General features: G+C 56.4%; 10 protein-coding genes. 8 read left to right on the plus strand and 2 right to left on the minus strand.

All coding sequences use genetic code 11. The features are described 5' to 3' along the window. Positions 1-7: 7 nt before the first annotated feature. Positions 8-1,447: a serralysin family metalloprotease gene (locus JL05_RS16595; RefSeq protein ID WP_033633053.1), complete on the minus strand. Its 1,440-nt coding sequence runs from the start codon at positions 1,445-1,447 to the stop codon at positions 8-10. 948 nt (positions 1,448-2,395) lie between these two features. Here JL05_RS16595 and JL05_RS16600 point away from each other — a divergent pair. The 7 genes from JL05_RS16600 (at position 2,396) to JL05_RS16630 (ending at position 11,774) form a co-directional block, all read left to right on the plus strand. Beyond that, a complete protein-coding gene (locus tag JL05_RS16600) occupies positions 2,396-4,501 on the plus strand; it encodes a putative bifunctional diguanylate cyclase/phosphodiesterase (RefSeq protein WP_033633055.1) in 2,106 nt (701 codons plus the stop codon). A 277-nt stretch (positions 4,502-4,778) separates the two neighbouring features. After that, positions 4,779-6,155 carry a glycosyltransferase family protein gene (locus JL05_RS16605; protein WP_033633057.1) on the plus strand — a complete coding sequence of 459 codons (1,377 nt, stop codon included), beginning with the start codon at positions 4,779-4,781 and terminating at the stop codon, positions 6,153-6,155. A 76-nt stretch (positions 6,156-6,231) separates the two neighbouring features. Continuing rightward, a complete protein-coding gene (locus tag JL05_RS16610) occupies positions 6,232-7,509 on the plus strand; it encodes a glycosyltransferase family 2 protein (protein ID WP_033633059.1) in 1,278 nt (425 codons plus the stop codon). Then, a complete protein-coding gene (locus JL05_RS16615; RefSeq protein WP_033633060.1) occupies positions 7,509-8,957 on the plus strand; it encodes a radical SAM protein in 1,449 nt (482 codons plus the stop codon). The genes JL05_RS16610 and JL05_RS16615 overlap by 1 nt, the downstream gene beginning before the upstream one ends. A 3-nt stretch (positions 8,958-8,960) precedes the next feature. Then, a complete protein-coding gene (locus tag JL05_RS16620; protein WP_033633062.1) occupies positions 8,961-9,770 on the plus strand; it encodes a hypothetical protein in 810 nt (269 codons plus the stop codon). After that, positions 9,767-10,939 carry an MFS transporter gene (locus JL05_RS16625; protein ID WP_033633064.1) on the plus strand — a complete coding sequence of 391 codons (1,173 nt, stop codon included), beginning with the start codon at positions 9,767-9,769 and terminating at the stop codon, positions 10,937-10,939. Before JL05_RS16620 ends, JL05_RS16625 begins: the two co-directional genes overlap by 4 nt. Positions 10,940-10,961: 22 nt before the next feature. Further along, the gene (locus tag JL05_RS16630; protein ID WP_033633065.1) at positions 10,962-11,774 is read left to right on the plus strand and encodes a hypothetical protein; all 813 of its coding nucleotides are present in this window, start codon (positions 10,962-10,964) and stop codon (positions 11,772-11,774) included. Between the two features lie 30 nt (positions 11,775-11,804). Here JL05_RS16630 and JL05_RS16635 read toward each other — a convergent pair whose 3' ends face one another. Continuing rightward, positions 11,805-12,998, minus strand: a complete 1,194-nt coding sequence (locus JL05_RS16635; RefSeq protein WP_033633067.1) for an MFS transporter — start codon at positions 12,996-12,998, stop codon at positions 11,805-11,807. Between the two features lie 149 nt (positions 12,999-13,147). Between JL05_RS16635 and JL05_RS16640 the strand changes: the two genes are divergently transcribed. Next, positions 13,148-14,065 carry an ABC transporter substrate-binding protein gene (locus JL05_RS16640; RefSeq protein WP_021504584.1) on the plus strand — a complete coding sequence of 306 codons (918 nt, stop codon included), beginning with the start codon at positions 13,148-13,150 and terminating at the stop codon, positions 14,063-14,065. Positions 14,066-14,089: the final 24 nt, after the last annotated feature.

Consider the following 14,089-nt stretch of genomic DNA (forward strand, 5'->3'; position numbering starts at 1 on the left):
TGCCATTTTAAACGATAAAATCAACAGCGACGTCAGCCTGTCCAACGATGTGCACCAGGAAGTCTGGATTTGCACCGCCCTGGATGTTGAAGGCCAGTTCACTCAGATTGTTCTGGCTATCATAGGACAATAGCGCCTCACCGGCCTGCCCGCTGAAATGATCGACGAACTGAATGAAATCACTGCCTTTATCGCCTTGGTTGAAGAAGGACAGATCGATCTTGTCCTTGCCTGACTCAAAGTCCCAAATTGTATCAGGTGCCTGAACAGGCGAGTCATTAAGATCAGAGAAGACAAAAATGTCATTACCGTCTCCTCCCCATAATTGATCCTGACCAGCCCCGCCGTAAATAACATCATTGCCGGCGCCGCCTTTGAGCGTATTGTCTGCGTGATTCCCAACGATAATGTCATTACCTGAGCCCCCTATCGCGTTTTCGATGGTGACACCGGCAGCGATGGAAACATTCCCTTTTAATCCCCCGACGTCGGAGAAAGCGCCTTCGTTCAGGTTGATACGTTGATTTTGGCTATACCCCGAGAAATCAAGGGTATCATTACCACCTGCATCCCAGACAGACATCACCAGCTTGTCGTGGCTGCCCTTGAGTGTATAGAAGTCTCGGCCTGTATTTGAATTAAACCCGTAAACGGTGTCGCCGGTTCGGGTGGTCATGTTGGCACCGTAAAGATGTTGGATGGCCGCGATATCATCAACCAGCGGTGCAGCGGCATAGTAGTGACCATGATCCGCATCGGTAATGGATTCATTCCAGTAACTCATTACGCTAAACTGCCGGGTATCTTCGGCGTAAACTGCCTTGGTATAATTTGGGCTTCCTTGCCCCGCATTATACGTTCCCGGATGATCTAACCCGAGAGTATGGCCAACTTCGTGGGTAATGGTTAAACGGCCGTAATTACCCAGCTCAGGATGCAAGTTTTCAGAATGGTTCTTAATATTATACCAACTTTGCCCATCAGAATTGTATCCTCTGTAGTCATTGCCATTATATGAGAATGGTTTCAAGGCATACGCTTGCCCTTTCCCCTCATAATTCCCAAAAGTAATATTGGAAGGTTGATCCGATGCCACTTCGACAAACTTTAGGTTGGCAACATCGGCCCAGGATTGCAAAGATAACTTCGCCTGCTCTTGTTGATGTTGCGTGAACGCACTTAGCCCCGTATCGCGTTCTGAGGAGCGGTGGCCCAGATTCAGTTCTTTATATTCCCAATCCGGGAATGAATAGGTCACCGTCGCATCTTTGCCCGTGACGTGAACGCCATTCCAGGTTTTATCGCTGCGCGTTATCTGCAACCCCGCATCATTTATGTCATAGGACGGTTTATTATTGATCGTCAAACCATTCCCGCGCTCATGGTAGTGAATAAGATCGTTAACACTGTCCCAACCTGTTTTGTTTCCATTCATGGTATTACCCATAGCTTTCTCCACAAAGAAGCTAGTATTAATATGACATCCGAAATGTCTCTTAGGGTTAATCAAAGTCCTGAGAATAGCGGTAACCCGATACGCCCCATTCTTTTTGCCAATTCCTTTACACCCAGAGAGTAAATTTAATTTTAACTGCCCGAGGCCTCCTTACCCATGATTGAGAACGTATGCAACTCCGTGAGATCGCGATATATCCGCGAAAAATGCGTGGAAATAATAGACCGCCTTGATCCGGCCATGGCTTAATACCTAAATCTGCTGGTTGAGGCTAAGTGAAGATGCCGCCCAAGAGGCCTGATGACAGCAGCCGTTCGATACATTGTCTCGTTGCCAGAGACCACAGCAGACGTGGTCTCGTGTGATGAACGTTGCCTGTCGTCCGAACCGCTACCTGGGGATCATTACGTGAATGCATTTGCGACACCATCCAGTTTTGCTAATGATTATCATTCGCGAGGCTATCTCACACGTCAGCAAAGTGTCAACAGATGAAACAAAACATTTCTTGATTTATATCATCACTTTTCTCGTAATCGCCCGGGAACCGTGCTTTGGCACCTGTTGAAACGTGCATGAAATGGTGAGCATCACCGCCATAAGCGAGGATTTCTTCAGTATTGGTGCATAGCGCAAGCAAAATGCCGAGCGCAACAACAGCATGGCAGCTAAACATTTCGCCACATTGAAACATCAATATTGATTACTTTTTCAGACAGTAAAACATCGTGGTCGGAGCACTTATTTTTCGATGCAATATAAGAGGGGCTTATAAATAACAGGAGTATTCCTAATGCGTTCTTGCGTAATCTATTTCATGCTACCAGGCCGGTTTTTAGCCGCGCCCGCTGGCTATTCCCATTTTCATTGGCAATGACTATATTGAAAGAGGCTCTGCTATAGAGCAAGAATATGGGTAATTTTCCGAGGAAATACCGCATGACCCTGTTGCCCAAGCAGAGTAATAACAAAAATCCGATTGATCTCTATAGCGAAATCGTAGACGACTTGCCGGGTCTGATTTGCTTCGGCAACCGCCTTGGCGGTTACTTCAATAAGCAGTGGCGCGACTATACCGGCGCCATCGCCGGTGAGCATGCCGCCGCAGACTGGCTCGATGCACTGCATCCCGACGATCGCGATCGCCTGGCCGCGCAATGGCGCCAGGCGATCGTTGCCCTCTCCTCGTTCGCCGGCGAAGCCCGTCTGCGCGAGCGCAGCGGCGCCTACCGGTGGTTTATGCTGGCGTTTAACGCCCGTCAGGACGGCATGGCGCAGGAGCCCAGCTGGTACCTCACCGCCACCGACATCCATCCGCAAATGCTGCAACGCCAGCAAAACGTTCAGGCGCTCTCTATCCAGCAAGACATGCTGGACGCCAGCGTCGACTGCATCAAAGTGATCAATCACGACGGCACGCTGCGCCACATGAATCGCTCCGGCAGCCTGGCGCTCGGTCTTGATCCGGCGCAAAAAGAGTTTGGCATGCCCTGGCTGGGGCTGCTGTCCCCCGAGATCCGTCGCCGCGGCAGCAAGGCGCTGCGCAACGTCAGAGCCGGAAAAAATGCGCGCTTCACCGGATTGAGCGTGACGCCTCAGGGTAAAAAACAGCACTGGGACAACATTCTCACACCGGTCAGCGATGAACACGGCGCCGTGGCCGAGATCTTGTGCGTCTCGCGCGACGTGACGTCGCAACGCGTGATGGAACAACGTCTGTTGCTCGCCAGCGAATATGACGAATTGACCGGCCTGCCCAACCGGCGCTTATTCAAGAAAAAGCTGAAGCAAGAGATGAAACGCGCCCTGCACGGCAAAAAGTCGCTTGGGCTGATGCTGCTGGATCTTGACCACTTCAAGCTGGTGAACGACACGCTGGGCCACGCGGCGGGCGACCATCTGCTGCGGGTCTTGGGTAAAAGGCTCAGCGCCTGCATGAGTGCGCATTCGTTCGTCTCCCGCCTCGGCGGCGACGAGTTCGCCGTGGTGATCAGCGATGTCGAAAACGAGCAGGATATTTTCCGCATCGCCAACAAGTTTCTGCTGCAGTTGGAGACGCCGATCACCCACGGCGGCAAGACGCTGCATTGCGGCATGAGCATCGGCGGCGCCATCTATCCCAAAGACGCTCGCGACGCTTCGGAGCTGATGAAATGCGCCGATACCGCGTTGTATGAACTGAAAGACGGCGGCCGCGGCGGCGTCTACATGTTCGATCGCAAGATGATGGACAAAGCCCGCGCCCGCGCCAGCCAGCTCAACTACGCGCGCCAGATCGTGCGCGACAACTGCATCCGCCCCAGCTACCAACCGAAAGTCTGCCTGATCGACGGCAGCATCGTCGGCTTTGAAGCGCTGCTGCGCTGGCACTGCCCGCAAAACGGCGTACAGCTGCCGGCGACGGTAAGCGAGGCGTTCAACGACTACGAATTGGCAACCAAGATCAGCGAAGCCATGCAGCTGAAAGTCTTCGCCGATATCGCCCGCTGGCGCGCGGCCGGCGTGGCGGTGCGGCCTATTTCGCTGAATGTGTCGCCGATCGAGTTTTTACGCGACAACTACGCCGAAACCTTCCTGCAACGCCTGCTGAAGTTCCACATTCCCCATCACCTGATCGAACTGGAAGTGACCGAACACGCGTTCAACAAGCACGGTTCGAAATACGTACTGCGCGCGCTGCAAATGCTCAAAGAGATGGGTATCCGCATCGCGCTGGACGACTTTGGCACTGGCCACTCCTCATTCAGCCATATCATGGATTACCCGCTGGACTGCATTAAGCTGGACTGCGACTTTATTCAACGCATGAACACCGAACCGGCGATCCTGGCGATCGTGGAAAGCATCGGCATTCTCGGTCAAAAACTGTCGATCGATATCATCGCCGAAGGCGTGGAAACCGAGCAGCAGCGCCAAACGCTGTGCGAAGCCGGTTTCCATATCGGCCAGGGTTTTCTGTTCAGCCGGGCGGTGGAGTCCCAGCAGGTGCCCGAGTTGCTGCAGGCGATACTTCAGCCTGCCGAAGGCGGCATGGCGAATCGTTAAATCGGCATCGCATGCCCCACATTCGGGGGGTTGATCCCCCCCTCTTTTCCTCTGCTTGTTTCACGCCTCCCGCACCGGAATATTTGTGAGAGCCCTCACAAAGCATAAACGTATCTTTACATTTTTGAACGGTTAAGCTTCCGTTCTGTCAGATTTGAGTGTATTCCAGAGCGTCAAAACGATTCTTTTTCCACTCAATTGGGAACGTTACCGGAGACTTGTTAAGAAATAGTTAATTTAAATCAATGCACTACAAATAATAGCAGGAGGTACTGCGATGCACGAAAGGCAAGAGAAGAATGCAATGTTCATTTCGTTCGATGCCGTCTCGGTCTCGGGGATCACGGTGGAAGCAATGAAGATTGCCAAACGACTGCAAGCCTGTGGATTTCGCTCTTATCTTGATCTGGGATACGACATCAAGATTGATAAGGGAAACTTTAATAAACCCTATCAGCATGAGCATGACATCTACCGCGATGTCTTTACGCTGGTCCGCCTGGACGACATCACGTCGATTCGAGATTACCACCCCGCCTTTCTCGACTACGCACACGCGGCGTTGATCGGCCAGAAAACGCCCATTGACGAGCAAGAAAAAGCCGCTTTGTTGCATACCATCGCGTTGACGGCGCGGCAGCTGGCGGATCGCCTCGTCGCCCAATGGGAAGCGCTCGCAGTCAGCCATGTGGTGGTGGAAAACGGCACGCTGCCGGAAAACATCATCTATACCAAAGCGCTGTATCTGGCGATCGAAGATTATGGCCGACGTTATCGACTGACGCGTTTCGTCATCTGGCGCGATCATGACCTGATGTGGAACAGCGAAAAAAAGGTGCTCAAATACGGCCCGCCACCTTATTCTCACGCCATCAAACCTATCCCTTCAAAATACATTACCTATGTCACGCTCAATCACGATCTGAAGCAAAAGCTGGAGGCCTGGTGCAATCATGATGTCCATGTCGAGGTAAAGAAAAATACCTATGACTTCTCGGACAGTCACGAAAGAACGAATGTCAGAAAGCAGATGAATATTCGCGATAATGATCTTCTCATTGCCAGAACCACCCGCATCATCCCTCAGAAAAGATTGGACCGCGATATTATGCTGATCAGCCGGCTTAACGATTTATTTATCCGCGACCACAACACTCGACGCGCCTATTTGGCGATCGCCGGCAATGAATATGAAAACCCGTCATGTTATCTGCAACTCGCCAAATTGGCGCAGGAACTGAATGTTCTCCCCTATGTCAAATTCGTCGGCATGCTTCCCCATGTCGATATGCGCTCGGAAAACGACGCGTTTTGCATAGAGGACCTCTATCACTCTTGCGACCTGGTCTCTTTTCTCACCTCGTATGATTATGATAGCTATGGCAATCCTATCGGTGAAGCGATCAGTTGTCGCCGTTGCTATATCACCACTCGCTACGAATATTATCACGAAGTCTACGGCCGGCATGGGTTTGAAGCGCCCGTCATGCCGATCTCCGAGTTACAGGATGGGCCGCCGAACGACGAATTCATCCAGGAAGTCTACCGGTTCATTAATAACAAGGAGCAGATGAAGCGCGTGGCGGAAAAGAATTACGCGCTGGGCAAGCGAATTTTATCCAACAACGTCATGGAGTTCTTAAATATCAGCTAATCATCGAATAACGTGACATTTCATTTTCAGACAAGCCATTTCTAACTGTGGACTTTCATTAGCCCTTGGAGGATCTATGCGTGATACTGTTTTTGTGTCTGTCGTACTGCCCGTTTATAATGAAAGCGACCGTATTGAGGCGGTTTTACTTTCGCTGTTCAATCAGCACACCAAGAATGAATTAATCACCCACGACACTTACGAACTGATTGTCGTTGATAACAACTCCACCGATGATTCCGTCGCTAAAATAAACGCGTTTAGTGAAAGGCATCCGGCTATGGCCATTCATGTTATCGCCGAAACGGTGCAGGGTGTCTCCTCGGCTAGAAAACGCGGCATGGACTATGCGTCGCTGCGTTCTAAAGCCCGCGACAGCCGGCTGGGAAATAAACGCAAGCACTATATCGTTTCCGCCGATGCCGATTGCACCGTGGATGCATTTTGGCTTTACGAGCTGGTGAATACCATGATCGAGCAACAAGGCGACCTGGGCACCTGCAACTATTACTACCCTCCCGCAGAGTTTGAGCACCGCCCTAACCTGTTCCGCGAGATCCAAAAAACGCTGCGTCTGCGCGAATTTTCGTTCTCCCTGTTCGGCGGCTTCCCCGACGGCAAAGGGTTCGGGGTGGAGCGCAGCCTGTATGACGCGGTAGGCGGCATCGAAATCTTCTACCAGCTCAACCATGGCCGCTTTGTCGAACACCTGTCCGACGACTGGGACTTCGGCATTAAGGTCATCGCCTACGGCGGCAAGCCGGTTTACGCTCGCCATGCTTACGTTGAGATCAACAGCCGCCGGGTGGACACCATTCTCGATGAGGTGATCAACGGCATCGCCTACGGTAAGGACGGCATCATTATCATGAAGGACGTCCGGCCGGACGTTGAGCGGCAGAAAACCGCGCTGGCGGACGCCACGCCGGCGGAGGCGAAACTGGCCTGGGACTACTCGATCAAGGACTACACGCCAAAGAATATCTTACTGCCGGTGCTGCTCAATCCGTATCTGCTGTTGGAAAACAGCGAAGTGCGCGATTTCTTCTCCGGCCCGCTGGCCGACAGCCTCTACCGCCGCATTCACGAGCTGAAACACGAGATGCGCATCATCGATTTCAAACCGATCCATGCCTACAAAACCCCCGCCTATCGGCTCTACCTCGAATTTCGCGATGCGCTGTTTGCCGCCATGCGGCGCGCCGTCGGTGACGATATCGGCTTCCCGCCCGCATTGCCGGCCTGCTTCGATACGGTCAAAGACGAGGATTTCACCCGCTTTGTTTATTACTTCTGTGAAGACCGCGAGTCCGGCGAAGCCCACAACTATTTCGGCAACGGAGGGGTATTCTGATGAACGACGAAGCCTTGCACTCATTGCTGGATATCGATGAAAACTATCCCACGCCGCGGGTGAACGCGTTCCTGGCGCAACCGGAAAACCGGGCCTTTCTGGAGTACGTCCATAAGGATCCGTTCGGCTGTCACGTGTTCCCCGGCGATCTCGTCGACTACCCGCTGGCCGCGTTTTTTGCCGATATGGAGGCCGACATTCGCCAGGCGGGCAAAATCCACCTCTGGGCCTATATCCCGACCTGCCGCTATCGCTGCCATTTTTGTCAGTACCCCACGGTGATCCTCAATCCCAAGGCGCCCGCCTCTCAGGCGGTATTCCGCGATTTGGTCGATTTCAACATCAAGGAGGCGCAAATGTGGCTGGCGCGCGTGCCCAGCCTGGCCGAAGTGGAAATCGGCGAATTCAACGTCTTTGGCGGCACGCCGTCCTTGCTGCCGGAGCCGGAACTGCGCCGCATGATGGCCTTCTACTTCAGCCACTTTAACTTCACCAACGCCACCCTGCGCTTCGAAGGGGAGCCCGGCACCCTGAACAAAGCCTATCTGGCGCTGCTGAAAGAGCTCGGCTTCAGCAAAATCAGTTTCGGCACCCAATCCTTCAATGACGACATCATCACCGCCTGCGGGCGCATGCACTCGGCCGAAGAGTGCGTGGAGACCATTCATCACGCGCGCGCGCTCGGCATTGATTGGGTCAGCGTGGATCTCATTTACGGCATGCTGGGCCAAAGCGTGGACGACGTGAAATACGACATGGAAAAAGCCCTCGAGCTGAATCTGTCGCACGTCGTCTGCACCAAGCTGCACATGGATGAGTTTATTAAAAATCGCACCGGCGTCTCGGGCGAGCGCGAAAGCCTGTGGCAGAAAAAGGGGCTGATCAGCATCAACAACCTGCGCTTCCCTGGGCTGGGCAAACAGTACCAAATGCGCGAGCTGGTCGAGAACTACCTGAATGGCGGCTATACCGAACACCCCACCATGTACTTTCACCGCAATGACCAACAGCCGGAAAAGTGGAAAGCGCTCATCACCGATCTCGACAAGCAGTATCCGGAAGTGGCGATCGGTTTGGGCGGTAGCTCCAAATCGACGCGATCCGAAGCCATCAACATCACCGGCTACAAGAAGTACAAGGAAGCGCTCAACCAAGACCGCCTGCCCATCGAGGAAAGCCGCGGCTTCTCCCCGATCCAGCGTGAAGTGAACGCCTTCAAAATGGCGCTCTCCACCTTGCTGCCGGTGGACGATCGGGTGTTTAAACGGCGCTTTGACGGCAACAGCCTGTTTGCCAACCCGGTCATCCGCCGCACGTTGAAAACCCTGGTGGATAAAGCGCTGGTCACCGTCGATGGTTCGTGCGTTACGCTCACGCCCATCGGCGTCACGCTGGTCGAAGCCATTATCAATACCCAATTTTCCGCCGCATTCGCCAATCAGGAGTGAAAGATGACGACGACAGTCTCCGATCCCAAACCGGTATTCAGCTTCTATTACATCGGCATCGATACCGAAGCCGGCGTCACGCCACAACAGTTTGAAACCTTCGTGCGCGAACAAGGCGTACATATCCCCTGTTATCCCGGCTGGCGCTGGACGTTGCTGCGCGGCCTGCGCGGCGAACGCGTCGGGCAATACCTGATGCTGTACGAGATTGACAGCGCCGAGCAGCGCGATCGTTACGTCACCGCCACCGGGCAGCGAACGGCGCACGCGCACGAATTCTGGCGGCGGCATGCCGCCGCGCAGGAAATCCTCGCCGAGTGGCGAAAACTGGGCACCTACAGCCTGCTGCCGACGCTGTTCAGCGATTATCGCCTGCTGGCTGAGAACAGAAAAAGCGACGTGCCGCCCGGCCCGCGTTACCGGGAACGGCCGGGCGAACCGCCCGAGGCGCGCATTATCGGCATCCACAATCTGGCGCTGCGCGAAGGCGTGACCCCGGCGCAATTCGAACGCTTTATCGCCGAAAATCACCATCGCATTGAGGATTATCCGGGCTGGAAGTTTCACTTGCTGAAGGGAGAGCGCGGCAATCGGCTCGACCAGTACGCGGTGATGATGGAAATCGTCAGCCTGGCGGCGCTGGACGTGTTCTATCCGGAGCCCGATATCGCCACCGACGAAGCGGCAACCTTCGCCAAAGCGCATCGCGACACCAAGCAAATGTATGAAGAGTGGAAGCAACTGGCGTCATTTTCCGGTTCACCGCAGATTTATACCGATTATCTGTCCGTCGCGCAGAGCCGATCGTCATGATGCTGCCTTGGCTAACCGGCGAGGCCGCAGAGAATCATCGCCGGCAAATCGCCACCCGAGCGATCTTCTTCCTCGCCGGGTTGGGCATGGCCGCCTGGGCGCCGTTGATCCCTTTCGTGAAAGCGCGATTGGGCATCGATGACGGTGCGCTCGGTTTGCTGCTGTTTTGCCTCGCCGCCGGCTCCATGGCGATCATGCCCTTCGCCGGTTATCTGATCGCCAAACTGGGGTGCCGCGCCGTGTTGCTGGGCGCAGGCGCCTTGCTGTGCATCGACTTGCCGCTGTTGGCGTTACTCGATGAGCCGCTGTTGATGGGGGCGGCATTGGGGGTGTTTGGCGCCGTCAACGGCATCATGGATGTGGCGATGAACTCACAGGCGATAATCGTCGAGCGGGAGAGCGGCCAGGCGAAAATGTCCGGTTTTCATGGCTTCTACAGCCTTGGCGGCATTGCCGGTGCCGGCGGCGTCAGTCTGTTGCTGCTGGCGGGCCTCGCCCCGGCCCAGGCCATCGGCCTGATCGCCCTCCTCATCGCGATCCTGCTGCTGATCGTCGCCGGCGATTTACTGGCGCACGGCGGCATCGACGAGCGGCGACGGGGCGGCGCGCGGTGGGCGCTGGCCCACGGCAAGATCCTGTTTATCGCCCTGCTCTGTTTCTTCGTGTTCCTGACCGAGGGGGCGATGCTCGACTGGTCGGCATTATTCCTGCATGCCGAGCGCGGCGTGGCCAAATCGCAGGCGGGGATCGGGTTCACGCTGTACGCCGTCGCCGTGGCCTGCGGGCGGCTGTATGGCGACAGGCTGATCGGCGCCGTCGGGCGCTTCCGCACCCTGCTGCTCGGCAGCCTGTGCGCTGCGGCAGGCGTGCTGTTGACCGTCACCGTCCCTCTGGCATCGGCCGCCTTTGGCGGGTTGATGCTCGCCGGCCTGGGCATCGCCAACATTGTTCCCATTCTGTTCAACGCCGTCGGCAATCAAAAACAGGTGCCGCCTGGCCAAGCGTTTCCGGCCGTGACGCTGGTCGGCTATCTCGGCTTATTAACCGGCCCGGCGCTGATCGGTTTTATCGCCAATTACACCAGCCTGGCCCTGGCGTTCGGCTGCACGCTGCTGTGCCTGTTGCTGGTCAGCATCAGCGCCAAAGCCGTGACGAACACATCTCACTAACTTAACTTGCGAGGATCGTTTAATGCATGCATCAACCACGCCGGTTTTCTCCCTGCACTACGTGGGAATCAACCTGAAACGGGGCGTCGCCTCGGATCGTTTCGAAGCGTTCGTTCGCCGTAAAGGCGTCGCCATCCCGGCCTATCCCGGCTGGCGATGGACGCTGCTGCGCGGCCTGCGCGGCGAGCGTGAAAATCAGTACCTGATGGTTTATCAGGCTAAAGACGCCGCCACCTACGCGCGCTATATCGACGGCAACGGCGAGCTGACCGACGAGGCGCACGCCTTTTGGCGGCAGTGTCCGGAGGCCGCCGCGCTGATTGAGGAGTGGAAAACCTTCGCGACCTTCGCCGAACTGCCGACCCTTTACACCTGTTACCGTCTGGTGGCCGAGAATAGCCGCAGTTCATTGCCGCCCGGCCCCAATTACCGCAGCGAACCAGGGAAGGAAAGCATTCAGCGTGTCATCGGCATTCATAACCTGGCGCTTAAAGCGGGCGTCTCGCCCGAGCAGTTTGAACGGTTCATTACCGACAACATCCACCGCGTGGAAGACTACCCGGGCTGGAAGTTTCACCTGCTGAAGGGCCAGAGCGGTAACCGGCTGGACCAATACGCGGTGATGCTGATCATTGAAAGTCTGGCGTCGCTCAACGCGTTCCATCCGGAGCTCGATGTTTCAACCGAGCAAGCGCTCAGGTTCGTGGCCGAGCATCAGGACACCGAACGCATGTACGACGAGTGGAAAACACTGGCGTCGTTCTCCGGCGCGCCGCAAATCTACACGGATTACCTGGCGATTGGCGGCAACGAGAATGACGCCCATCCGGCGTAAACCGCGCGGCGGCGTTGAGCGCCGCCGCTTTCACGGCCGCCGTTCGCCGAACGGTGCCAGCTTCATGCCGACCAGCGTCACCACGCAGATGATCGCCCCGGCGTAAAAGGTGGAGGCGGAACCGAACAGCTCCCACAGGGTTCCGGCGCCGAGACTCGCCAGCAGCAATGCCGCGCCGCTGATCAGATTGAACATGCCGAACGCGGTGCCGCGCAGATGCGCCGGCGCAGTGTGCGCCACCATCGCCGCCAACAGTCCCTGCGTCATGCCCATGTGTACGCCCCACAGCGCCACGCCAAACAGCACACCCGCCCAATGATCGCTCAGCGCCAATACCAGGTCGGCGGCGATCAGCACCAGCAGCCCGGCTTTCAGTAATCCTTCATGGCTCATGCGGTCGGACAATTTACCGAACGGATAGGCCGAACAGGCGTAGACCAGATTCATGGCGACCATCACCAGCGGGATCAACGCCAGCGGCGTGCCGCCCTGCTGCGCCTTCAACACCAGGAACGCTTCACTGAAGCGCGCCAACGTGAAGATCGCGCCGATGCTCACCACCCACCAATAGCTGCGCCCCAACAGCCGCAGGTTGGCGCGGGTAATCGGGTTGGTGCGCTTGTGGGTTATCGCGGCGGCCGGCTCTTTCAGGCCGAAAAACAGCAGCGCAATCGCCAGCGCCGCCGGGATCGCCGCCACCCAGAAGATGGCGCGAAAATCGTTGTGCCACAGCAGCATCAGGCCGACGGCCAGCAGCGGCCCTAAAAAGGCGCCAACGGTATCCAGCGACTGGCGCAGCCCGAAAGCCGCGCCGCGGATCTCCGGCGGCGTCACGTCGGCCACCAGGGCATCGCGCGGCGCCCCACGGATGCCTTTGCCCACGCGATCCAGCAGGCGCGCGCTCATCACCATGCCGGAAGACGACGCGATGGCGAAAAACGGTTTGCTGATGGCGCCCAGCCCGTAGCCCAGCAGCGCCAGCCCCTTGCGTTTGCCGAGGTAATCGCTGAGCACGCCGGAGAACACCTTGACGATCAACGCCGTCGCCTCCGCCAGCCCTTCGATCAACCCGATGACGATCACGCTGGCACCGAGCGTCGTCGCCATAAACAGCGGCAACAGGCTATGGATCATCTCCGAGGAAACGTCCATCAGCAGGCTCACGCCACCCAATACCCACACGCCGCGCGGTATGCGGCCCAACGTAGCGAAACGCGACGACATGGTTCATCCTCGATCGATTCAGCGCCGCCAGAGGCGCCTCATGATTTTTCCAAGATTGGTTAGTTGATTTTGTTCGTTCACAGATCTGCCGCCTTTAGAGATAGTGCAACGACCGTGTGACACCCATAATAATGAAGGTAATTAACATAATGATATATAGCAAAAAGATGATAGTGATTGCGGCGCTGCTGAGTTTTTCCGCCGCCGCCGCACCAGGCGTGGATCTCGTCGCCAACGAAACGCCGATCCACACGGTGAAGAGCGCCGAAGCCGTGGCCAAAATCCCCGCCGGCTTCCGGTTCGTGGAACCCGGCACGCTGACGGTCGCCATTTCTCTGCTGGGCAGCGGCCCGCCGTTCGGCCTGTACGCCCGCGACAATAAAACGGTGATTGGCAGCGAGGCGGACATTGCGCGCCTGGTGGCCGACGGTTTGGGGTTAAAACTCAAGCTGGTGCCCACCTCGTGGGAAGACTGGCCGCTGGGGGTGGCCTCCGGCAAATATGACGCCGCGGTTTACAACATCACCGTGACCAACGAACGCAAGACCAAATTCGATTTCGCCACCTATCGGCAGGATACGCTGGGTTTCTACGTCAAATCCGACAGTAAAATCACCCAGATCAAAACCGCGCCGGATATCGCCGGTAAAAAGATCATCGTCGACTCCGGCACCAATCAGGAAGCGGTACTGCTGGCCTGGGACAAGGAGAACCGCGCCAAGGGATTAGCGCCGCTGCAGCCGGTGTACGTCACCGATAAGGCCGCCTCCACGCTGGCCATTCAGTCGGGCCGCGCCGACGCCACCTTCGGGCCCAACGTCTCCGGCGCTTATCAGGCGCGGCTGACCGGTAAAACCCGGCTGGTGGGCATCGTGCCCGGCGGCTGGCCGAAGACCGCCAACATCGCCGTCACGCTGAAGAAAGGCAACGGCCTGGTGGACGCGGTGCAGGCTTCGCTCAACAGCGCCATCGCCAACGGCAGCTATCTGCAGGTGCTGGATCGCTGGGCGGAGAGCGACGAGAAGATTGCCCATTCCGAGATTAACCCGCCGGGACTGGGGGATTGAGAGAGCAACAGGCCCCGCGCAGCG

Origin of the sequence: Serratia nematodiphila DZ0503SBS1 (assembly GCF_000738675.1) — a bacterium.
Classification (GTDB): Bacteria; Pseudomonadota; Gammaproteobacteria; order Enterobacterales; family Enterobacteriaceae; genus Serratia; species Serratia nematodiphila.

Coding starts and splice junctions, on each gene's coding strand:
- JL05_RS16595 (WP_033633053.1), bottom strand. CDS start 1,447: ATGGGTAATACCATGAATGGAAACAAAACAGGTTGGGACAGTGTTAAC.
- JL05_RS16600 (WP_033633055.1), top strand. CDS start 2,396: ATGACCCTGTTGCCCAAGCAGAGTAATAACAAAAATCCGATTGATCTC.
- JL05_RS16605 (WP_033633057.1), top strand. CDS start 4,779: ATGCACGAAAGGCAAGAGAAGAATGCAATGTTCATTTCGTTCGATGCC.
- JL05_RS16610 (WP_033633059.1), top strand. CDS start 6,232: ATGCGTGATACTGTTTTTGTGTCTGTCGTACTGCCCGTTTATAATGAA.
- JL05_RS16615 (WP_033633060.1), top strand. CDS start 7,509: ATGAACGACGAAGCCTTGCACTCATTGCTGGATATCGATGAAAACTAT.
- JL05_RS16620 (WP_033633062.1), top strand. CDS start 8,961: ATGACGACGACAGTCTCCGATCCCAAACCGGTATTCAGCTTCTATTAC.
- JL05_RS16625 (WP_033633064.1), top strand. CDS start 9,767: ATGATGCTGCCTTGGCTAACCGGCGAGGCCGCAGAGAATCATCGCCGG.
- JL05_RS16630 (WP_033633065.1), top strand. CDS start 10,962: ATGCATGCATCAACCACGCCGGTTTTCTCCCTGCACTACGTGGGAATC.
- JL05_RS16635 (WP_033633067.1), bottom strand. CDS start 12,998: ATGTCGTCGCGTTTCGCTACGTTGGGCCGCATACCGCGCGGCGTGTGG.
- JL05_RS16640 (WP_021504584.1), top strand. CDS start 13,148: ATGATATATAGCAAAAAGATGATAGTGATTGCGGCGCTGCTGAGTTTT.